Here is a 20,451-nt window from a genome sequence, read left to right on the forward strand (position 1 = left end):
TGCCGGCGAGTGCGGGATGTCCTTGGTCAGGCCCCGTCGCCCGGTGCGTCCGCGCCCACGTCACCGGGGGCACGCGACGCGGGCACCACGGGCCGGTCGGCCGGCGCCCTGCCGGCCGCCGGTGCGGCCGACCCGGCCTCGTCGACGGGCGGCACCGTGGCGGCCGGGGCGGTCACGTCGTCCGCCCGGGTCGCGGCGGACCATACGTCCTCCGCCGACACCGGCTGAGAATCATGCCCCTTACGGGTGGCCTCGCGCCACACGAGGTCGGTGTCTGACGCGCCACCTGCCGGTTCCGGGTGCGGGGACGCGGGCTGCGGGTGCGGACTCGCGGAGGCGAACGCGCGCAGGAGACTGGCCACGCCGGCCGCCAGATCGCCCGCGCCGGTGGCGAGTCTCTCGGCGAATTCCGGACTCGGGTCACGAAGCGCGGCGATACCGCGGCAGATGGGACAGATGCAACACTCGGCCGTTCCGGTGACGAAGCCGCCACCTTCCGGGCGGGACTCCCCGTCCGAACCGGACTCCGCGTCCGGCCGGCCGCTGTGACCGAGGACACCGCTCAAGATCCCACCGAGCGGGCCCCAGGGCCCCGCGGTGGGGTTCGCGGCGGCCAACCGCGCGGTCGCCAGCAGCGTGGCGACCAGTCGCTCCGCCTCCTCCCGGGCCGAGCCCGGATCCGTTGCCACCATGGTCGGCTCCTCTACCGTGGCGGCCGGGCCGCCGGACGCGTCACTGCGCCGCACCGGGTGCTTCTACCCGGCGCTTGAGCTGCTTCAACGCTGTATCCATGATCATTTTCTCGGCCTTGCGACGAAACATGCCGAGCATTCCGACGGAGAGCTCCACCTCGAGCGTGTACGTCACAGTCGTCGTGCCGTCCGGGTTACCCACCAGGTCGTACGAGCCCTGCTGCGCCCGCTGCATCTTCGACGGCGCCACCAGGTGCCACTCGATACAGGTCAGGTCCTCGGCATAGGCGTAGGCGAGCACGTACTCGTCGGCCATCACGCCCGCGTCGATGGTGAACCGGACCTGGCTCGCGTAGCCGTCCTCGTACTCCTCGACCACCTCGACGCGTCGCATCGCCTCGGTCCATTCCGGGTAGCGCGCGAAGTCGCAGATGACCGCCGCCACCTGATCCGGTGGTGCGTCGATGACGATCGACTGGGTGGAGGAGTCCGCCATGGGGGGAGGCTACCCGGCGCAGTGGCACGCCCGGCGGTCACCGCCCCCACGCCACACCCGGCAGGAACCTACCCGGAGCGCCCGGACGGCGGTACGGGTAGGTTTCGACAGAGCCGACCCGTGGGTGGCGGCCGGCCGACCAGTGCGAGCACGAGGGAGTGCAGGGTGCGCGAGTTCTCCGTCCCGCCGATCGTCACCGTCGGCGACTCCGCCAACCTCACCGACCCCGTCTGGGACAACGCGGAGGTCGCGCCCGACAGCGTGCAGTTCGTCCGGCCCACCGGGGCCGGCGACGGACCGGCCTGGACCGACGTCACCTGCCTGCAGTTCCGCGACGAGGTCGCCGCCGTGGCCCGGGGCCTGGTCGCGGCCGGCGTCCAGCCCGGTGACCGGGTCGGGCTGATGAGCCACACCCGATACGAGTGGACCCTCGTCGACTACGCGATCTGGGCCGTGGGCGGTGTCACGGTGCCGATCTACGAGACCTCCAGCACCGAGCAGGCCGCCTGGATCCTCGCCGACTCCGGCGCCGTGGCCTGCATGGTCGAGACCGACGCCCACGCCACCCTGCTGGCCGGCATGAGCGATCGTCTCCCGGACCTGCGCAACGTCTGGCAGATCGACCTCGGCGCGGTGGGCGAACTGGTCGCCGCGGGCGCGTCGGTCGACCCGGCGGAGATCGACCGGCGCCGCACGGCGTGCCGCGCCGGCGACGTCGCCACGATCATCTACACCAGCGGCACCACCGGCCGCCCCAAGGGCTGCGTCATCACGCACCGGAACATGTACGCCGACATCGCCAACGCCGTGCCCGTGCTGCCGAACCTGTTCAATCCGGGCGCCTCCACGCTGCTGTTCCTCCCCCTGGCGCACGCCTTCGCCCGGCTCATCCAGGTCGGCGTGGTGCACGCCCGGGCCACGATGCGGCACTGCGGCGACCCGAAGAACCTGGTCGCGGAGTTGCAGGAGTTCCGCCCCACCTTCCTGCTCTCCGTTCCCCGCGTCTTCGAGAAGGTCTACAACGCGGCCCAGCAGAAGGCCGAGGCCGACGGGAAGGGCGGCATCTTCGCCCGCGCCGAGCGGGTGGCCGTCGCGTACAGCGAGGCGTTGGACTCCCCCGGCGGGCCGGGCCTCGGGCTGCGGGCCCAGCACGCGCTCTTCGACCGGCTGGTCTACCGCAAGCTGCGCGCGGCACTCGGCGGCCGGTGCCGGGACGCCATCTCCGGCGGCGCCCCGCTCGGCGCGCGGCTCGGCCACTTCTTCCGCGGCATCGGCGTGACGGTGCTGGAGGGGTACGGGTTGACCGAGACCGCGCCCGCCGCCGCCGTGAACCTGCTCTCGGCCACCCGGATCGGCACGGTCGGCCGGCCGCTGCCCGGCGTGAGCATCCGCATCGAGGACGACGGCGAGATCCTCATCGCCGGCGAGCTGGTCTTCGACGGGTACTGGCGCAACCAGGAGGCGACCGCCGAGGTGCTCGCGGACGGCTGGTTCCGCACGGGCGACCTGGGCCGGCTCGACAACGACGGCTACCTCAGCATCACCGGCCGGAAGAAGGAGATCATCGTGACGGCCGGCGGCAAGAACGTCGCCCCGGCCGTGCTGGAGGACCAGGTCCGGGCACACCCGCTGGTCAGCCAGTGTCTGGTCGTCGGCGACCAGAAACCGTTCATCGCGGCGCTCGTCACCCTCGACGAGGAGGCGCTGCCGCGGTGGCTCGAGTCGGCCGGGCTGCCCACCGACACGCCGGTGGCCGAACTGCGCGAGCACGAAGGGCTGCGCGCCGAGATCCAGAAGGCCGTCGACGCCGCCAACGCCACGGTCTCGAAGGCCGAGTCCATCAAGGTCTTCCGGATCCTCCCAAGCGACTTCACCGAGGCGACCGGCGAGCTGACCCCGTCGCTCAAGGTCAAGCGCCAGGTCGTGCACAAGACGTACGCGGCGGAGATCGCCGATATCTACCAAGGCTGACTACCATCCGTCACGTGCCCGCCTCGACAACCGCCGCCCGACCTCACCCCCTCGCCGCCGCCGCGCGCCTGGTGATGCTGGCGCTGGTCGCCGTGCTGACCCTCTTCGCCACCCGCGAGCTGGCCCAACTCTGGTGGATCGCGCTGCTCGCCGTGGCCGGGCTGCCCGCCCTGCTGGCTCCGCAGCACCCGGTGATCGCCCCGCTCAGCCGGGTGGCCGAGGTGGTGGTGCTGGGACTGGCCGCGAGCCACGTGGCGGCGGTGGCCCTGGTCGGTGGGTCGATCCACGGCCTCGGGGCGTCCGCGGTGCTGCCGTACCTCGCGGTGCCGGTGACGGTCACCGCGCTGCGCCGCCGGTTCCGGGAGGGTGCCGCGCTGCTCGCCGTGGCCGCCGCCGCCCTGCTGGTCAGCGGCGTGCTCACCGAGGTCGACGGGGAACGGCAGATCATCCAACCGGGCTACCTGGCCGTCTGCGCGCAGTGGCTGATCCTCGCGGTGCTCGGGCTCTACGCCGCGCACACCCTGCACCACGTGATGCAGGCGCGCGGCGACGGCAAGCCGCAGCCGTACGCCGAGGCGACCCGCCTGCTCACCCAGCTGCGTACGGTGGCCCGGCAGCTGCCCGGCGCGACCCTGGACCCCGGCGGGATCTCCGAGCATCTGCTGGAGGAACTGCGCAACGTGGCGCCGGGCGACCGGGCGGCCGTGCTCTCGGCCAGCGGCGGGGGCCGGCTCGTGGTGCTCGCCCAGGTCGGTGTCGACCGGGTCGACTGGGAGACGACGCTCGACGCGGACTCGGCGATCGCCGACGCCTGGGCCAGCCAGCAGCCGCAGACCGCGGCCCGGTCGCAGGCCCGGTCGCACCCGGGCGGCGACGTCTCCGCGCTGATCGTGCCGCTGGTCGCCGGCGTCCGTACCGTCGGGCTGGTGGTGCTGGAGGCCGATGCCTCGCACGCCTACCCGTCGCCGGTGGTGTCGCGGGTGACCGCGCTGACCGGCCCGGCCGCGCTGCGGCTGGAGGCGGCGCTGCTCTTCGACGAGGTCCGCTCGCTGGCCACCAACGAGGAGCGGCAGCGCCTGGCCAGGGAGATCCACGACGGTGTCGCCCAGGAGCTGGTGATGGTCGGCTACGGCATCGACAACGCCCTGGCCACCGTCCACGAGGACGCGGACGAGACCGCCGAGGCGCTGCGTACGCTGCGCGGCGAGGTGACCCGGGTGATCACCGAGCTGCGGCTGAGCCTGTTCGAGCTGCGCAGCGAGGTGGACCGGCACGGCGGACTGGCCGCCGCGATCGCCGAGTACGCCCGCACGGTCGGCGCGTCCGCCGGCCTGCGGGTTCACCTGTCGCTGGACGAGTCGACGGCCCGGCTGCCCGCCGCCACGGAGGCGGAGCTGCTCCGCATCGCACAGGAGGCGGTGACCAACGCCCGCAAGCACGCCGGGGCGTCCAACCTCTGGGTCACCTGCGAGGTCGACCCGCCGTACGCGCAGATCGAAGTGTCGGATGACGGTCAGGGGATCGCTGACCAGCGGCCCGACGGGCGGTACGGTCTTGCGATCATGGCCGAGAGGGCGGAACGTATCCGGGGCCGGTTGGAGATTCGGCCACGGCGACCGAGCGGCACGACCGTGGCGGTGGTTCTCGGCACCTCGCCCCGGCGCGATAACGTGCGCGGTAGCGCAGCAGCAGAAGGGGAGTAACCCGAGGATGACCACAAGCCCGACACCGGCCGCCCGTACCAAGGTCCTTCTGGTCGATGATCACGACCTGATTCGGAAGGGCCTGCGGCACGCCTTCGAGCGGGACCGGCAGTTCGAGGTCGTCGGCGAGGCCGCCACGGCGGCGGAGGGCGTCCGCCAGGCGGGGGCACTGCAGCCGGACGTGGTGATCATGGATCTCCGGTTGCCCGACGGCAGTGGCCTGGAGGCGACCCGGGCGCTTCGCAAGTCCAGCGCCTCGATGGGCATCGTGGTGCTGACCATGTACGCCGGCGACGATCAGCTCTTCGGCGCACTGGAGGCCGGCGCCTCCGCCTTCGTGCCGAAGACCGCCCCGGCCGACGAGGTGGTGGCCGCCGCCCGGCATGCCGCCTCCTCGCCCAGCGCGTTCACCGCGGCCGACCTGGCCGAGGCGATGAAGCGCCGGCTGGCCCCGTCCGGGCCGCAGCTCTCCCCTCGTGAGGGCCAGGTGCTGCGGCTGCTCGCCGACGGCATGAGCGTGGCGGGCATCGCGAAGCAGCTCTTCGTGAGCGAGTCCACCGCCAAGACCCACATCTCGAAGCTCTACGAGAAGCTGGGTGCGGCCAACCGGGCGCAGGCGCTGATGACGGCGCTGCGGCTGGGCCTGCTCGAGGCGCCGGACGCGCCCAAGTTCTGACCGTTGCGCCGCCACCGGCGGCACGCCCCGGGACGCAGTGGATCCGCGCCGGCCGGACGGCCGGCGCGGATCTCGCGTATCGACCGGCGCCGGCTGCCCGAACTGGTCGCCGACTATGGTCACCCGGGCACTCGGGCGGGCAGAATACCGCGGTGGCGGGCGGGCAACGCGGCCCGCGCCGCCGACGGTTAGGGGTGAAGCGCATGCAGCGGCCGGACTGGGCACCCGAGACGATCGACATCGAACGCCCGAGCGTGGCCCGCATGTACGACTACTACCTCGGCGGCTCGCACAACTTCGCCGCCGACCGGGCCGCCGCCCAGGCGATGGTGGCCGCGGTTCCGGAGGCGCCCCTCATGGCCCAGGCCAACCGGGCGTTCCTCCGGCGGGCGGTGCAGTTCCTCACCGAGGCGGGCGTACGCCAGTTCCTGGACATCGGCTCCGGCATACCGACGGTGGGAAACGTGCACGAGATCGCCCGTCGGGCGGCGCCCGACTCCCGCGTCGTCTACGTGGACGTCGATCCGGTGGCGGTGGCGCACAGCCGGGAGATCCTCGCCGGCGACGATCGCGCCGCGGTGGTCCAGGCGGACCTGCGCCGTCCCGAGCGGATCCTCGCCCACCCGGACGTACGCGGGCTGCTCGACTTCGACGAGCCGATCGCCGTGATGGTCGTGGCGGTGCTGCACTTCATCGCCGACGACGACCGGCCCGCGGAGATCCTGGGCGTCCTGCGGGATGCGCTCGCGCCGGGCAGCCATCTGGTGCTCTCGCAGGCCAGCGACGAGGGACGCAGCGAGGACGAGCGCGCCGAGGCGCAGAACGTGTACCGGCACACCGACAATCCGCTCTGGGTGCGCGGCCGGCCCGAGCTGACCACCTTCTTCGACGGTTTCACCCTGGTCGAGCCGGGCGTGGTGTGGGTGCCGCAGTGGCGTCCGGAGTCACCGGAGAACGCGGAGGACGCGGAGCGGTCCGTCTTCATGGGTGGCGTCGGGCGGCTCGGTGGCTGAGCCGGCGCCGCTGCGGGCACCGTCGCGTCCCGGGACGTTCGCCCGTGCCTGGGCCAAGGCGGTCAGCGGTACCAGCTATTTGCCGATGCCCCAGGCGCAGCTGGAGGCACTGCTGCAACGTCTCGCCGACCAGTTGGCCGCCGCGCTGCGGACCGAGCCGTTCGACGTGCGCCCCGGTCACCGGGTCGGCGCCGAGCTGGTCGCCAACCACATCGCCTCGGTGGAGGGGCTCGGCCGCACGGTCGAGGTACTCCAGCTCCGGCTGATCCGCGACCTGGGCCTGGTGGGCGACGACGTCGAGGACCGGATGGCCCGGCTGCTCGCCGCGGTGGCCACCGGGTACGCCCGGGCGCTGCGCGACCGCACGCTCGACGAGCAGGAGTCGATCCGGCGGGCCGCCATGATGGCCCGTACGCAGGCGGAGCGCGCGTTGCGCGACAGTGAGGCACGGTTCCGCCGCCAGGCCACCCACGACCCGCTCACCGATCTGCCCAACCGGGCGCTCTTCACCGAGCGGCTCACCGCCGCGCTCAAGGAGCCCGGCCGGGGCGGGCAGCGGATCGGGCTCTGTTTCGTCGACCTCGACCGGTTCAAGGTGGTCAACGACTCGCTCGGCCACCAGGTCGGCGACCGGCTGCTCATCACGGTCGCCGAGCGGCTGCGCCGGGCCCTCGACGGGCACCTGGTCGCCCGGCTCGGCGGGGACGAGTTCGTCATCCTGGTGGAACGGACCGGCGGCACCGACGACGTGGTCGCGGTGGCCGACGCGGCGCTGGCCGCGGTACGCGAACCGGCCACCGTGGACGGTCACGAGCTGGTGGTCACGGCGAGTATCGGCATCGCGGAACGGCAGGTCGCCGACACCACGCCGAGCGACCTGATGCGCGCCGCCGACAGCACGCTGCACTGGGCCAAGGCGGCCGGTGGTGCCCGGTGGGAGGTCTTCGACGCCGAGCGCAACCGGCGGGAGCTGGCCCGGTACGCCCTCTCGGCGGCCATCCCACCCGCGTTGGAACGGGGCGAGTTCTATCTCGACTACCAGCCGCTGACCTCGCTGCGCGACGGCAGTCTGCTCGGTGTGGAGGCGCTGGTGCGGTGGCGTCACCCGGAGCTCGGCGTGCTGCAACCGGGCAGCTTCATCGGCCTGGCCGAGGAGACCGGGCTGATCGTGCCGCTCGGCGCCTGGGTGCTGGCCGAGGCTTGCCGCGAGGCGGAACGCTGGTCGGCGCAGGGCGGCCGGACGCCTTTCGTCAGCGTCAACCTGGCGGTGCGTCAGGTGCACCGGCCGGGCCTGGTGCAGGAGGTGCACGCCCTGCTGGAGCGCACCGGGCTGCCGCCGGAACGGCTCCAGTTGGAGATCACCGAGAGCACCATGATGAGCACCAACGAGGAGCCGGTACGCGCCCTGCGCGGCCTCGCCGATCTCGGCGTACGGATCGCCATCGATGATTTCGGCACCGGCTACAGCAACCTGGCGTACCTGCGGGACCTGCCGGTTACCGAGCTGAAGGTGGCCGGTGAGTTCGTCGCCGGGCTGCGCGCGCCGGCGGCCGATCCGGGCGGCCGTACCGACGAGCGGATCCTCGCCTCGCTCGTGTCGCTGGCGCACGCGCTCGATCTCACGGTGACCGCCGAGGGGGTGGAGACGGCCGGTCAGGCCGAACGGCTGCGGGCGATCGGCTGCGACGCCGGCCAGGGGTGGCACTTCGGGCGTCCCGTGCCGGCGGAGCGGATTCTGGAGCGCGTCGGCTGACAGTAGACACTGTCTACGCCCCACTGGTAGACAGTGTCTATGTCGAATTCCGAGCCGGACGTCCGCACGCGGCTGGTCGCAGCCGGGGTGGACCTGGTGCGCGAAGAGGGCCACGGGGCGGTCTCACTGCGGGACATCGCCCGCCGGGCCGGTGTCTCGCACGGCGCGCCCCGACGCTACTTCCCCACCCATCTCGACCTGCTCTCGGCGATCGCCCGGCAGGGGTACGCCGACCTCGGCGCCCGGATCGCCGCGACCATGCGCGACGCCGGACCCGACCCGCGCGAACGTCTCCTCGCCCTCGGCCGGGCCTACCTCGACTACGCCGCCGCGCAGCGCGGGATGTTCGAGCTGATGTTCCGCCACGACCTGCTGAACAGCGGTCGGCTCGGGCTACGCGACACCAGCCTGCCGCTGTTCAACCTGCTGGTCGACCTGCTCGCGCAGACCCGGCGACCGACCGACGCCGACGCCACCGTCCTCGCCGGCGCGCTCTGGGCCAACCTGCACGGCCTCGCGCAGCTCTGGGCGTGGGGGAGCCTCCAACTCGCGACCGGCGCCACCGACGACGACACGTTGCTGCGGGCCGCGCTCGACGCGCACCTCGGCCCCGCCACCGCCTGACGAGTCCCGCATCCGATCGGAGGAACCGTGCCCCTGCTCTACGAACTCGGCAAGCTGACCGTCGGAAACGCGTTGCGGCTCGCCTGGCAGCCACGGGTGGAGGGCCTCGTGCACGTGCCCCGACACGGTGGTGCCATTCTCGCCGGCAACCACCTCTCGGTCGCCGACGAGCTCTTCCTGGCCGCCGTGACACCCCGCCGCATCGCCTTCTGGGCCAAGTCGGAGTACTTCTCCGGCAAGGGTGCGCGCGGCTGGCTCAGCCGCCGCCTCGTCGGCGGCATGGGCGCCATCGCGGTCGAACGCGCCGGTGGCCGGGCGGTGCTCAGCGCGTTCGACGCCGCCGTGCCCGTGCTCCGCGCCGGTGGTCTCGTCGCCGTCTTCCCGGAGGGCACCCGCTCCCCCGACGGACGGCTGCACCGCGGCCGTACCGGCGTGGTGCGGCTGGCCCGGGACGCCGAGGTGCCGATCATCCCGGTCGGAATCCTCGGCACCGCGCAGGTGCTGCCGATCGACGCCCGGCTGCCCCGCCGGCACCCGGTGACGCTACGGTTCGGGCCACCGATCCCGGTGGCCGGGCGCATCCACGGGCCACGCGACATCCGGACCCTCACCGACGAGGTGATGGCCGCGATCCAGCGGCTGACCGGCCAGGAGTACGTGCCCCGGTACGCCCCGAGGCGGGAGACCCTGGCCGCCTGATCCCGCCCTCACCCTGCCCTGCCCTCACCGACCGACCCCGCCCTCGCCCTGCCCTCGCTGTGCGACCGGCCCCGCCCTCGCCCTGCCCTCGCCCTGCCCTCGCCCCGCCCTGCCCTCGCCCCGCCCTGCCCTCGCCCTGCCCTGCCCTGCCCTCGCCGTCGACGGGCGCGGGACCCGGTGCCGCCCACGCCCCGTTCCCGGCCCCGGGATCGTGTTCCGTCCTGGAGGTAGTGGGATCCTCAGCGCGGGATCGCACTACATCCAGGATCGAGCGTGATCTTGCGAGCGCCGCGGCCACGCCGCGGACCAGCCATGCCGTCGCCTGCGGTGCCGTGGGCGGGTGTCAGCCGGCGAGCAGGGCGGCCATCCGCTGGGCCTGGGTCTCCCAGCGCCACTCCTGCTCCACCCAGGCCCGCCCGGCGGCACCGAACTGCCGGGCCAGGTCCCGGTCGGCGAGCAGCCGGGAGACCCGGTCGGCGAGTTGGTCGACGTCGCGGCCGTTCACCACGTACCCGGTCTCCCCCTCGCGTACCGCGTCCGGCGCGCCGCCGGAGTCGCCGGCTACCACCGGCAGGCCGGTCGCGGACGCCTCCAGGTAGACGATGCCGAGGCCTTCCACGTCCAGCCCACGGTTGCGGGTGCGGCACGGCATCGCGTAGACGTCGCCGGCCGCGTAGTGCGCTGGCAGCTCGGCAGCGGGCACCGACCCGGTGAAGACCACGTCCCGGTCCACCCCGACCTGGCGGGCCACCTTCTCGAGCGTGGCCCGGTACGGCCCACCACCGACCACCAGCAGAGCGGCGTCGGGGACCCGGCGGATGATCTCCGGCATGGCTCGGATGAGCATGTCCTGACCCTTGCGTGGAACCAGCCGGGACACGCAGACCACGACCGGGCGGTCGGAGAGCCCGAGCCGGGCCCGCACCGGCTCGCCGTCGACATCCGGGTGGTACGTGTCGACGTCCACCCCGGGCGCGAGCCGGTGCAGCTCGGTGAGCCCGGTCAACGCCCGGGCCAGCCGGACCCGGGTGTACTCACCGAGGTACGTGGTCACGTCGACGCCCCGCCCGATGCGGCGCAGCGCCGCCCGGGCGCCGGGCAGCGCCGCCCAGCCGATCTCGTGCCCGTGCGTCTGCGCCACGATTCGGCGGATGCCCGCCCGGCGGCGTAGTCCGCCGGCGAGCAACCCGAGCGGGGCCGCCGCGCCGAACCACACCGTGTCGCAGTCGTACGCCCGGGCGAGCCGCGCGGCCCGCCGCGCCACCAGCGGGGTGGGCAGCAGCACCCGGGTGCGTTCCCGGATCACCTCGAACGGCTGGTCGGCGTCGAACTTCTCCGCCCCGCGCCAGGTGGACGCGTAGACCACCACCGAGCCGGTGGGCTGGCGCACCGCGAGATTGTGCACGAAGGACTGGATCCCGCCGGGGCGGGGCGGGAAGTCGTTCGTGACTAACAACGTCCGGCTCATCTGCCGGCCTCCCTGGCGTAGGCGCGGGCGGCGGCCATCCGCTCGACAGTGGACGGGTGGGTGGCGGAGTAGAGGTATTCCCAGCGCGGCGGGTCGGGGTCGGCCAGGTTGACCGTGGCCAGCCGGCGCTGCATGGACTCGAAGGCGGCCGGGTCCTCGGTGAGCGCGAGCGCGTGCGCGTCGGCGCGTGCCTCGACCCGCCGGGAGATCAGCGCCTGGACCGGCGTGGCGACCAGCCCGGCGACCGTCACGAGGGCCACCAGCAGCGGGAACGCGCGCGGCTGGGCGACCGAGTCAACGCCGGCCAGCCTCAGCAGTGGGGCCCACGAGCCGATCAGGTAGAGCGCGACCACCGCCGCGGCGGCGCCGAGCGCGCCGGTCAGGGTGCCCACCGTGACGTCGCGGTCGCGGGCGTGCCCCAGCTCGTGCGCCACGACTGCGGTCACCTCCTCCGGCGGGGCCTCGCGCAGCAGGGTGTCGTAGACGACCACTCGTCGGGTCGGCCCGATACCAGAGACGTACGCGTTGACCGCCCGCGTCCGGCGGGACGCGTCGGCGACCAGGACGTCCCGCACCGGTACGCCGTCGCGCGCCGCCATCGCCATCAGCTCGGTACGCTGCGGGCCCTGCTCCATCGGGGTGAACCGGTTGAACACCGGTTCGACCAGCACCGGCAGGACGAAGGAGAGCAGCACCACCAGGCCGGCCGCCCCGGCCGCGCCGAACGCCCACCACCAGCGTGGGGCGAGCCGGATGACCGCGTAGAAGCCGAGCAGCGCCACCGCGCCGACGACCGCGCTCACCGCGTACGACTTGAGCAGGTCGATCACCCAGCCGGCCCAGCCGTTGGTGCTCAGCCCGTAGCGGGTGAGCACGGCCTGCCGCCAGGCGGACAACGGCAGCGTGACCAGGTCGGCGATGAGCACCACGGCGAGACCGCCGAGCACGGCCTGGGCGATCCAGTGCCCGCCGAAGGGGCGTCCGGCCAGCTCGATCAACCGGCTACCAAGCGGGGTCAGCCCGAGGGCTAGGGCGATCAGCAGGCCCACCACGATGCTCGCGTAACCGGCCGGGCGCAGCGCGGCCCGGAACTCACGCCCGTGCGCCACCTGGTCGGCCGGCAGGGCGCGCAACGCGGCGAGCTGGTCGGCGCGGGGCGCCGGTGGACGGTTCCAGGGGATCAGCAGCGCGGTGGTGACCACCAGCGCGAGGGCCAGCCCGGCCAGCGCCAGCAGCGCCCAGCCGCGCGGGCTCATCGCGGCACCCCGCCGCGCGGGCGCCCGTTACCGCCCCGCGATACCCGCGTCATTCCGCGCTCCTCCCGCTGTGACCGCCAATCCTAGGGCTCCCGCCCGCCGCCGCGGCGCCGTGGCCCGCACGCTCACGCCGAGCGGCGGCCGGGACGCGACAACCGCGGTCCCCGTACCGGTGCGCGCCACGGATCGCCGGTCGTGCCGCCGCCACCTCGAAGCGCCACCTCGAAGCGCCGCCCGATCGATCTCACCGGAACCCGCCGGGGACGGGCCGGAGCCGCCCGGGGACGGGCCGGAGCCGCCCGGGGACGGGCCGGAGCCGCCCGGGGACGGGCCGGAGCCGGCCGGCGTCGGCGCGGTGGAGTGGGAGTCAGGCGATCCGGCGGCGGCGCAGCGGCCGGGGCTGGGCGGCCGGCGGCCGCGGCGCGGGCAGCACCTCCACCCCGAACCCGGCGCGGACGAACATCTCGATCGCCCGGTGCTCGGCCGGGCCGAGATCGGCCGTGGGGGAATCCTCGTCGAGCAGGGCGGTCACCAGGCAGCCGGAGCAGCCGGCTCCCCGGATGCGGCACCGCTCGCAGTCGATGAGCATGAACGCCTCCTGACGGGTTGCGGCGGCCTGGACGACCGGAACGTCGCCACCCGACCACCGTCGGTCATGCCCACGCTATGCGTCGGGTACGACAGAACCGGACAACGAGCCCCGAACCCGCGCCGATCAACTCGACGTCAATGAAGTCGGGGCATCAGCGGCACGGCGTCACCCCGACTTCATGCAACGCGAGTGGATCACCCGAGCAGGTGGGTGCCCGCCGCGCAGGTGCGCGAACCGAGGGCCCGGAGCGGGTCAGGACCCGACCCGGAGCGGGTCAGCACCCGACCCGGAGCGGGTCAGGAGCGGGCCAGCCGGCGCAGCAGCGAGTCCGCGCCGAGCGGGTACGCGCCGTGCCGGCGTACTCCGTCGGCGACCTCACGGTCGGAGGAGATCACCACCACCGGCCGGCCGGGCGGCTCGGCGCGGACCAGACGCCGGATCAGGTCGTCGGCGGTCTCCCCCTTGCGGGAGAAGAGCACCCGCACGCCGCGCGGGGTGGGCGGCAGCCCGGGGATGCGCTCGGCGCCGTCGAAGACCACCGTCACCTCGTCGCCGGTCTGCGCGGCGATCCCACCCAGCCCCGTGATCAGGCGCTTGCGCTGCTGTTCCAGCGACATCTCGCCGAAACCGCGCTTGGTGACGTTGTAGCCGTCCACCACCAGGTGCGCCCGAGGCAGGGCGAGCAGCTGGTCCAGCCGGGCCGGGTCGTCGGTGTCCCGGGCCCGCGTCGCGGCGCCGGTCGCGGTGCCCGGCTGGTCGGCGAACGCCTCGGCCACGAAGTCGGCCGGGAGGGTGTCGACCGGATCGAGCGCCAGCTCGCGGCGCAGCCCGACCGAGGCCTGGCTGATCGTCTCCAGCAGCAGCCATAGCCGGGCGTCGTCGATCGAACGGGCCTCCTTGGCGCTGGAGCGGGCCGCGCCGGCGGCGGCCTCGGCCTCGGCCAGCCGGGCCCGGACCCGGCGCAGCTCCGCCTCGGCGTCGGCGGTCGCCCGCGCCGCCCGGCCACGCTCGGTGGCGAGCAGCTCGTTGGCCCGCCGCTCCCGGGCCTGCGTCTCGCGCAGGGTACGGGCCAGCTGCCGGGCCTCCTCACGCTGCTGACCGAGCTCCTCACGGACCCGGGCCAACTCGTCCCGGAGCTTCTCCGCCTCGACCCGGGCCACCGCCCGGTCGTGCTCGGCCCGGGTGGCCCGCTGCTCCGCCTCGCGTACCAGCTCGGCGACGACCGCGCTGTCCGCCTCGGCGCGTACCGCCGCGCCGCTCGCCTCGATGAGGTCCCGCCAGCCGCGCGGTCGGGCCAGGTAGGCGAGGGCGGCCACCTCCACCGGGTCGGCGGCGGCCGGGGCGGTGCCCTCGACCACGGCGGCGCCGAGGTCGCCGGCGTCGGTCAGCACCCGGGCGCTGACCCGCTGCCGGAAGAGCGGGTCAGCGGTGAGCTGGGCGGCGATCGCCGGAGCGCCGAGCCGGGCCCGGCGGTTGGGCGCGAACTTGGCCACCCGGCGCAGCGGCACGGGCACCTCGTCGGCGGGGAGACCGGGCAGCACCGCGGCGGTGAGGGTCACGATCCGCTGCCGTACCGGCTCGGGCAGGACCGGCTCGGGCTCCGGAGCGCCGCCGCCGTCGGCCGCCGGGTCGGCAGCGTCCGTGGCGGTCTCGGCGCCGACGTCAGCAGGGGTCACCGCCTCGTCCGATCCGGCCGGCCCGCCCACCACACCCTCGTCGCGCGCAGCGGCGGCCCGGCCCTCCGGCGGGAGGCGGTCGTCGTACGGCTCGGTGAGGGGCATGTGGCAAGTCTCCCACCGCAGCCGGGCCCACCGCCCGGTGAGTGAGCCGATCTCTCATCCTAGCCTGGTGGTGACTGATGGGACTGCTGAGAACGGAGTGTCGGACCGGAGCGTTACGGTGCCGCGGATGGCACAGGCGGAGTACGTCCAGCAGACGCTGGCGGGCCTCGACACCACCCCTGGCGGCGGTATCGACCCGGCCCTGCCGCTGTACGCGACCACCTTCGTGGTGGTCGACCTGGAGACCACCGGCGGCGCTCCCGACGAGGGTGGGATCACCGAGATCGGCGCGGTCAAGGTGCGCGGCGGCGAGGAACTGGGTGTGCTCGCCACCCTGGTCAACCCGGGGCAGCCGATCCCACCGTTCATCACCGTGCTGACCGGTATCACCGAGGCCATGGTGGTGCCGGCCCCGCCGATCGAGCAGGTGCTGCCGAGTTTCCTGGAGTTCATCGCCGACGCCGTGCTGGTCGCGCACAACGCGCCGTACGACGTCGGCTTCCTCAAGGCCGCCTGCGCCCGGCACGGCTACCGCTGGCCCAACCCCCGGGTGCTGGACACGGCCGCGCTGGCCCGCCGCGTACTGACCCGCGACGAAGTGCCCAACCGCAAGCTCGGCACCCTCGCCGCGTACTTCCGCACCGCCACCCCGCCGAGTCACCGCGCCCTGGACGACGCCAAGGCGACCGTGGACGTGCTGCACGCGCTGATCGGCCGGCTCGGCGGGCACCGGGTGGATACCGTCGGCGACGCGATCGAGTTCGCCAAGGCGGTCACCCCCACCCAGCGCCGCAAGCGGCACCTGGCCGAGGGGCTGCCGAAGTCCCCGGGCGTGTACATCTTCCGCGCCGCCGACGACCGGCCGCTGTACGTCGGCACCTCCGGTGACATCGCCACCCGGGTTCGCAGCTACTTCACCGCGGCGGAGAAGCGGGCCCGGATCTCGGAGATGCTCGCCGCCGCCGAGCGGGTCGAGGCGGTCGAGTGCGCGCACTCGCTGGAGGCGGAGGTCCGGGAGCTGCGGCTGATCGCCGCGCACGCCCCGCCGTACAACCGTCGGTCGAAGTATCCGGAGCGGATGCTCTGGCTCAAGCTCACCGACGGGCACTACCCGCGGCTGTCGGTGGTTCGCGAGCTCGCCCCCACCGACCGGGCCTACCTCGGGCCGTTCACCTCCCGGCGCACCGCCGAGCTGGCCGCCGCCGGCTTCTACGACGCGGTGCCGTTGCGACAGTGCACCCACCGGCTCTCGCTGCGTACTGTCACGCCGGCCTGCGCCCTGGCCGAGCTGGGTCGCTGCCCGGCGCCGTGCGAGCACCGGATCAGCCCCGAGAGGTACGACGAGGACGCGGCCGCCCCGTTCCGCGCGGCGACCGCCGACGACCCGCAGGTGGTGGTGGACGCTCTGCTGGCCCGTATCGAGGCGCTCTCCCGCGACCAGCGCTACGAGGAGGCCGCGGTGGTCCGCGCGCGACTGGTGGCGCTGTTGCGCGCGGCGGTACGGATGCAGCGGCTGGCCGCGCTCACCGGCATCGCCGAGCTGGCCGCGGCCCGTCCCGCCGCCGGCGGTGGCTGGGAACTGGCGCTGGTCCGGCACGGCCGGTTGGCCGGCGCCGGCGTGTCCCCGCCGGGCGTCCATCCCCGACCGACGCTGACCGCGATCCGGGCCACCGCCGAGACGGTCCTGCCCGGTCACGGGCCGGTCCCCCGCGCCTCCGCGGAGGAGTCCGAACGGATCCTGTCCTGGTTGGAACGACCGGAGACCCGGTTGGTCGAGATGTCCTCCGGATGGTCGTCCCCGGTACGTGGCGCGGCACGGTTCCGCGGCCTCCTGGCCAAGGCGGAAGCCGCTGCGGCCCATCAACTCTCGACCGAACGCTCATGACCAACTGACCGATCGGACTACGTCTACTCCCTTAGGCTGTTAGAGAAGTGCATTCCTGCCCGATTCGTGGGCCTGCTCCCGGTTGCCGGTCGCCCGGCGGCCGCGGGGCCGGGGTGAGGAGGTGTCCCTCGTGGACGTCGACGCCGGACACGGCGCCGCCCTGGGGGGCGCGCTTCCCACCCGAGCAGGTGACCTGCCACTGACCCGCCGACTCCGGTCGCTGCTCAACTGGCCCACCACCGAGTCCGACCCGGTCAGCCAGCTGGTACGCGCACACCGCGCCATCCACGCCGGCGCCGACCCCGCGGTGCTGCGCCGGGCGTACGCGATCGCCGAGACCATGCACCGCGGGCAGTTCCGCAAGAGCGGCGAGCCGTACATCACCCACCCGCTCGCGGTCGCCCAGATCTGCGCGGAGCTCGGGATGGACACCACCACCCTCGTCGCCGCGCTGCTGCACGACACGGTCGAGGACACCCGCTACACGCTCCAGGCCCTCTCCGACGACTTCGGGGCGGAGGTGGCCCACCTGGTCGACGGGGTCACCAAGTTCGACAAGGCCTTCTACGGCAAGGCCGCCGAGGCCGAGACGATCCGCAAGATGATCATTGCGGCCGGCCGGGACGTCCGGGTCCTGATCATCAAGCTGGCCGACCGGCTGCACAACATGCGTACCCTCGGCGTCCGGTCGGCCGCCTCCCGAGAGCGGATCGCCCGCAAGACCGAGGAGGTGCTCGTCCCGCTCTGCGACCGGCTCGGCATCCAGACGCTCAAGCGGGAGCTGGACGACGTGGTGCTGCTGCACCTGCACCCAGAGGAGCACGCCCGCATCGCCCGGCACGTGCACGACCGACCCGGCTGGGACGCGTACCTCGCCCAGGTGGTCTCCCAGGTCAAGGTGGCGCTGCGCCGCGGCCGGGTCGACGCCGAGGTGGCGCCCCGCCCCCGGCACCTCTACTCGATCTGGAAGGACACGGTCGCCGGCGATCACAGCGCCCCGTACGACCTGCCGCGCATCGCCGTGGTGGTCGACGGCCCCCCGACCGACTGCTACGCGGCGCTCGGCGCGGTCCACGGGCTCTGGCGCCCGATGCCGGGCCGGTTCAAGGACTACATCGCCTCGCCCAAGAACAACCTCTACCGCTCTCTGCACACCAGCGTGTGCGGGCCGCGGGACCGCACCGTCGAGGTGCTCATCCGCACCGAGGAGATGCACCGCTCTGCCGAGTACGGCATCGCCGCCGACTACCGCTTCCCGCGAGTGGGCGGCGGCGCGGGCGGCGCCGAACAGCTCGCCTGGCTGCACCGGGTGCTCGACTGGGAACAGGACGCCGCCGACCCGGCCCAGTTCCTCGAGTCGCTGCGCTGCGACCTGGCCGAGGCCCAGATCGAGGTCTTCTCCGAGGGGCGGCAGATCGTGCTGCCGGCCGGCGCCACACCGGTCGACCTCGCATACGAGCTCGGCACCGACCGGGGTGACCACTGCCTGGCCGCCCGGATCAACGGGAGACTCGCCCCGCTCTCCTCGGAGCTGGACGAGGGCGACGTCGTCGAGATCTTCACCGAGAACGACGCCGACAACGGCTTCGAGGCGGAGGCCGCGCCGCGCGGTCCTCGCCGGGAGTGGCTCAGCTTCGTGAAGTCCCCGCACGCGCAGATGCAGATCAACCGCTGGTTCGCCGAACACACCGAACCGGGCATCTCGATCAACGACAAGGTGCGCCTCGGCCGGGCCACCCTCGGACTCACGCTCCGTCAGCACAACCGAGGGCTGGCGAGCGACCTGCCGCTGCTGCGCCTCGCCGAGGAACTCGGCTACCCCGACCTGGAGACGCTGCTGGTCGCGGTTTTCGACCGGGTGATCGAGCCGAACGAGGTGGTCCGGCAGCTCATCGATCTCGTCGACCACCGCCAGTGACCAGTAGCCCCCGCCGGGCACGAGCCGCATTCGTGACCATTAGCCTGATGTCATGATCCCCCGCTCGCGCGCCACCGGCAGGGCCATCGGCTATCAGGTCTTCTACCGGCTGCCGCTGCCGCTACGCCGTCGACTGGTCCGGCTGGCCGTACCGAAGTACATCGTCGGCGCGGTCACCCTGGTTCGCGACGCCGAAGCCGAAGGGGCGGGACGGCTGCTCCTGCTCCGCCAGCCGCCCGGCAAGGGCTGGACGCTGCCCGCCGGGCTGCTGCAACGGCGTGAGGCCCCGGTGGTCGGCGCGGCCCGTGAATTGTACGAGGAGTCCGGCATCCGGCTCTCCCCCACCCAGCTCAGTCCGGCCGTACCCAACGCGGTCGTGCACGCCAAGGGCTGGGTGGACGTCGTCTTCACCGCGGAGGTGCCGGCGTCCACCACCGAGCTGAAGGTCGACGGCGCCGAGGTCTTCGAGGCCGCTTGGCATCCGCTGGACGACCTGCCCCAGCTCAGCTGGGCGACGGCCCGCCTGCTCGCGCACTACGGCATCGGCCCCCTGGTGGGGCAGTTCCCGCCGCCCGTACCCGACACGAAGGTGTGAGCGTGCTGCCGGCCGGCGTGGACGACCTCTGTGCGGTGGTGCTCGCCGCCGGTGAGGGGACCCGGCTACGGCCGCTCACCGAGCGGACGCCCAAGGCGCTCTGCCCGGTCGGAAACGTGTCGCTGCTTGACCGGGCGCTCGCCCGGATCGCCGGACTCGGTCCGTCCGGGCCGGCCCGGGTCGCGGTGAACGCCTGCTACCTGGCCGACCAGGTGGTCGAGCACGTCGGGAACCGCGCCCACCTCTCGGTCGAGCCGGGTGACCCGCTCGGCACCGCGGGCGGGGTCGCGAAGCTGAAGGACTGGATCGCCGGGCGACCGGTGCTGGTCGGCAACGCCGACGCGTACCTCGCCGACCCGGCCGCCGAACCCGGACCGGACATCGCGGCGCTGCTCGCCGGCTGGGACGGGAACGAGGTACGACTGTTGGGTCAGCCGGCCGCCGATCCCGGCGCCCCCGGGACGTTCGCCGGGTACGCGTTCACCGGGTTCTCACTACTGCCCTGGCGGCTCGTCCGCGACCTGCCGGTCGAATTCGGCGACCTGGTACGCGCCGTGTGGCGACCGGCCGAGACGGCGGGCGCGCTACGGGTGATCCCCTACCGTGGCACCTTCTACGACACCGGCACCCCGGCCGACTACCTGGCGGCCAACCTGCACGCGGCCGGCGGTGACGCCCTGGTCGATCCGGCCGCCACGGTCACCGGGCGCTGCCGGGAGTCGGTGGTCGGGGCGGGCGCAGTGGTACACGGCGAGGTCGTCCGTTCGGTGGTCTGGCCCGGCGCGACGGTGCGGGCCGGCGAGCGGCTGCACGAGGTGATCCGGGCCGGCGACGACCTGACCGTGCCGGCCGGCCGGGCGTGGTCTCATTGGACAGGCCCTAGAGTGAGCGACGACGTCGACGAACGGAGAACCTTCCCGTGATCACCGCGATCGTGCTGATCGACTGTGCCACCGACTCCATTCCCGAGGTGGCCGAGACCCTGGCCAACCTTCCCGGCGTCAGCGAGGTCTACTCGGTCGCCGGTCACGTCGACCTGATCGCCGTGGTCCGCGTACGCGAGTTCGACCAGATCGCCGAGGTGATCGCGGGCAGCATCTCGAAGGTGCCGGGAGTGAGCAACACCGAGTCGCACATCGCGTTCCGGGCGTACTCCCAGCACGACCTCGAGGAGGCGTTCGCGATCGGTCTGGCCAACGCCGACTGACCACCCCGCCTTCGCCGGCCGCCGCGGCCAGGCTCGGCCGTGGCCGGCGTGATGCTCCCGGACCGGGCGGCTGACGGTGGACGAGCAACGGCCGGTCCATCGCCCGATGGACCGGCCGTTCG

At 73.6% G+C, this 20,451-nt stretch carries 18 protein-coding genes; 12 read left to right on the forward strand and 6 right to left on the reverse strand.

Annotation, left to right across the window (positions count from 1 at the left end; genetic code table 11):
• Nucleotides 1–26 precede the first annotated feature (26 nt).
• Nucleotides 27–692, reverse strand: coding sequence for a hypothetical protein (locus tag ABZS42_RS20940; protein ID WP_355147667.1), 666 nt, complete (start codon nucleotides 690–692; stop codon nucleotides 27–29).
• A gap of 40 nt (nucleotides 693–732) precedes the next feature.
• A complete protein-coding gene (locus ABZS42_RS20945; RefSeq protein WP_355147669.1) occupies nucleotides 733–1,188 on the reverse strand; it encodes an SRPBCC family protein in 456 nt (151 codons plus the stop codon).
• A 165-nt stretch (nucleotides 1,189–1,353) separates the two neighbouring features.
• On the opposite strand from ABZS42_RS20945, the gene ABZS42_RS20950 reads away from it, so the two are divergent.
• The 7 genes from ABZS42_RS20950 to ABZS42_RS20980 all read left to right on the forward strand — a co-directional run bounded on the left by ABZS42_RS20950 (nucleotide 1,354) and on the right by ABZS42_RS20980 (nucleotide 9,627).
• Entirely contained in the window at nucleotides 1,354–3,159 is a 1,806-nt protein-coding gene (locus ABZS42_RS20950; protein WP_355147671.1) for an AMP-dependent synthetase/ligase, read from the forward strand.
• A gap of 14 nt (nucleotides 3,160–3,173) precedes the next feature.
• Complete coding sequence (locus ABZS42_RS20955; protein WP_355147673.1) at nucleotides 3,174–4,862, forward strand: GAF domain-containing sensor histidine kinase; 1,689 nt, start codon at nucleotides 3,174–3,176, stop codon at nucleotides 4,860–4,862.
• Nucleotides 4,863–4,869: 7 nt separating this feature from the next.
• Nucleotides 4,870–5,538 (forward strand): response regulator transcription factor, encoded by a 669-nt coding sequence (locus tag ABZS42_RS20960; RefSeq protein ID WP_076467977.1) that lies wholly within the window; start codon nucleotides 4,870–4,872, stop codon nucleotides 5,536–5,538.
• Nucleotides 5,539–5,741: 203 nt separating this feature from the next.
• On the forward strand, nucleotides 5,742–6,551 hold the full coding sequence (locus ABZS42_RS20965) for an SAM-dependent methyltransferase (protein ID WP_355147675.1): 810 nt from the start codon (nucleotides 5,742–5,744) through the stop codon (nucleotides 6,549–6,551).
• An 85-nt stretch (nucleotides 6,552–6,636) separates the two neighbouring features.
• Nucleotides 6,637–8,304 (forward strand): bifunctional diguanylate cyclase/phosphodiesterase, encoded by a 1,668-nt coding sequence (locus ABZS42_RS20970; RefSeq protein WP_355147755.1) that lies wholly within the window; start codon nucleotides 6,637–6,639, stop codon nucleotides 8,302–8,304.
• Nucleotides 8,305–8,343: 39 nt separating this feature from the next.
• Nucleotides 8,344–8,928 (forward strand): TetR/AcrR family transcriptional regulator, encoded by a 585-nt coding sequence (locus ABZS42_RS20975; protein ID WP_355147677.1) that lies wholly within the window; start codon nucleotides 8,344–8,346, stop codon nucleotides 8,926–8,928.
• A gap of 27 nt (nucleotides 8,929–8,955) precedes the next feature.
• Nucleotides 8,956–9,627: a lysophospholipid acyltransferase family protein gene (locus tag ABZS42_RS20980; protein WP_355147679.1), complete on the forward strand. Its 672-nt coding sequence runs from the start codon at nucleotides 8,956–8,958 to the stop codon at nucleotides 9,625–9,627.
• Nucleotides 9,628–9,970: 343 nt separating this feature from the next.
• Here ABZS42_RS20980 and ABZS42_RS20985 read toward each other — a convergent pair whose 3' ends face one another.
• The 4 genes from ABZS42_RS20985 to ABZS42_RS21000 form a co-directional block, all read right to left on the reverse strand.
• A complete protein-coding gene (locus ABZS42_RS20985; RefSeq protein ID WP_355147681.1) occupies nucleotides 9,971–11,095 on the reverse strand; it encodes a glycosyltransferase family 4 protein in 1,125 nt (374 codons plus the stop codon).
• The gene (locus tag ABZS42_RS20990; protein ID WP_355147683.1) at nucleotides 11,092–12,351 is read right to left on the reverse strand and encodes a M48 family metallopeptidase; all 1,260 of its coding nucleotides are present in this window, start codon (nucleotides 12,349–12,351) and stop codon (nucleotides 11,092–11,094) included. The genes ABZS42_RS20985 and ABZS42_RS20990 overlap by 4 nt, the downstream gene beginning before the upstream one ends.
• 367 nt (nucleotides 12,352–12,718) lie before the next feature.
• The gene (locus ABZS42_RS20995; RefSeq protein ID WP_355147685.1) at nucleotides 12,719–12,940 is read right to left on the reverse strand and encodes a hypothetical protein; all 222 of its coding nucleotides are present in this window, start codon (nucleotides 12,938–12,940) and stop codon (nucleotides 12,719–12,721) included.
• Between the two features lie 299 nt (nucleotides 12,941–13,239).
• Entirely contained in the window at nucleotides 13,240–14,724 is a 1,485-nt protein-coding gene (locus tag ABZS42_RS21000; protein WP_355147687.1) for an NYN domain-containing protein, read from the reverse strand.
• 127 nt (nucleotides 14,725–14,851) lie between these two features.
• Between ABZS42_RS21000 and ABZS42_RS21005 the strand changes: the two genes are divergently transcribed.
• The 5 genes from ABZS42_RS21005 (at nucleotide 14,852) to ABZS42_RS21025 (ending at nucleotide 20,329) form a co-directional block, all read left to right on the forward strand.
• Nucleotides 14,852–16,609 (forward strand): DEDD exonuclease domain-containing protein, encoded by a 1,758-nt coding sequence (locus ABZS42_RS21005; RefSeq protein ID WP_355147689.1) that lies wholly within the window; start codon nucleotides 14,852–14,854, stop codon nucleotides 16,607–16,609.
• Nucleotides 16,610–16,739: 130 nt separating this feature from the next.
• Nucleotides 16,740–18,527 (forward strand): RelA/SpoT family protein, encoded by a 1,788-nt coding sequence (locus tag ABZS42_RS21010; RefSeq protein ID WP_355147757.1) that lies wholly within the window; start codon nucleotides 16,740–16,742, stop codon nucleotides 18,525–18,527.
• Nucleotides 18,528–18,579: 52 nt separating this feature from the next.
• Nucleotides 18,580–19,122 (forward strand): NUDIX domain-containing protein, encoded by a 543-nt coding sequence (locus ABZS42_RS21015; protein WP_355147691.1) that lies wholly within the window; start codon nucleotides 18,580–18,582, stop codon nucleotides 19,120–19,122.
• A gap of 5 nt (nucleotides 19,123–19,127) precedes the next feature.
• On the forward strand, nucleotides 19,128–20,045 hold the full coding sequence (locus ABZS42_RS21020) for a sugar phosphate nucleotidyltransferase (RefSeq protein ID WP_355147759.1): 918 nt from the start codon (nucleotides 19,128–19,130) through the stop codon (nucleotides 20,043–20,045).
• Nucleotides 20,042–20,329 (forward strand): Lrp/AsnC ligand binding domain-containing protein, encoded by a 288-nt coding sequence (locus tag ABZS42_RS21025; RefSeq protein WP_076467996.1) that lies wholly within the window; start codon nucleotides 20,042–20,044, stop codon nucleotides 20,327–20,329. Before ABZS42_RS21020 ends, ABZS42_RS21025 begins: the two co-directional genes overlap by 4 nt.
• Nucleotides 20,330–20,451 lie beyond the last annotated feature (122 nt).

It is taken from the genome of Micromonospora sp. NPDC005367 (assembly GCF_040606825.1).
Classification (GTDB): domain Bacteria; phylum Actinomycetota; class Actinomycetes; order Mycobacteriales; family Micromonosporaceae; genus Micromonospora.

Excerpts from the sequence above, each read along its gene's own strand:
- ABZS42_RS20940 (WP_355147667.1), bottom strand. The coding sequence starts at position 692 with ATGGTGGCAACGGATCCGGGCTCGGCCCGGGAGGAGGCGGAGCGACTG.
- ABZS42_RS20945 (WP_355147669.1), bottom strand. The coding sequence starts at position 1,188 with ATGGCGGACTCCTCCACCCAGTCGATCGTCATCGACGCACCACCGGAT.
- ABZS42_RS20960 (WP_076467977.1), top strand. The coding sequence starts at position 4,870 with ATGACCACAAGCCCGACACCGGCCGCCCGTACCAAGGTCCTTCTGGTC.
- ABZS42_RS20965 (WP_355147675.1), top strand. The coding sequence starts at position 5,742 with ATGCAGCGGCCGGACTGGGCACCCGAGACGATCGACATCGAACGCCCG.
- ABZS42_RS20970 (WP_355147755.1), top strand. The coding sequence starts at position 6,637 with ATGCCCCAGGCGCAGCTGGAGGCACTGCTGCAACGTCTCGCCGACCAG.
- ABZS42_RS20975 (WP_355147677.1), top strand. The coding sequence starts at position 8,344 with ATGTCGAATTCCGAGCCGGACGTCCGCACGCGGCTGGTCGCAGCCGGG.
- ABZS42_RS20985 (WP_355147681.1), bottom strand. The coding sequence starts at position 11,095 with ATGAGCCGGACGTTGTTAGTCACGAACGACTTCCCGCCCCGCCCCGGC.
- ABZS42_RS20990 (WP_355147683.1), bottom strand. The coding sequence starts at position 12,351 with ATGAGCCCGCGCGGCTGGGCGCTGCTGGCGCTGGCCGGGCTGGCCCTC.
- ABZS42_RS20995 (WP_355147685.1), bottom strand. The coding sequence starts at position 12,940 with ATGCTCATCGACTGCGAGCGGTGCCGCATCCGGGGAGCCGGCTGCTCC.
- ABZS42_RS21000 (WP_355147687.1), bottom strand. The coding sequence starts at position 14,724 with ATGCCCCTCACCGAGCCGTACGACGACCGCCTCCCGCCGGAGGGCCGG.
- ABZS42_RS21005 (WP_355147689.1), top strand. The coding sequence starts at position 14,852 with ATGGCACAGGCGGAGTACGTCCAGCAGACGCTGGCGGGCCTCGACACC.
- ABZS42_RS21015 (WP_355147691.1), top strand. The coding sequence starts at position 18,580 with ATGATCCCCCGCTCGCGCGCCACCGGCAGGGCCATCGGCTATCAGGTC.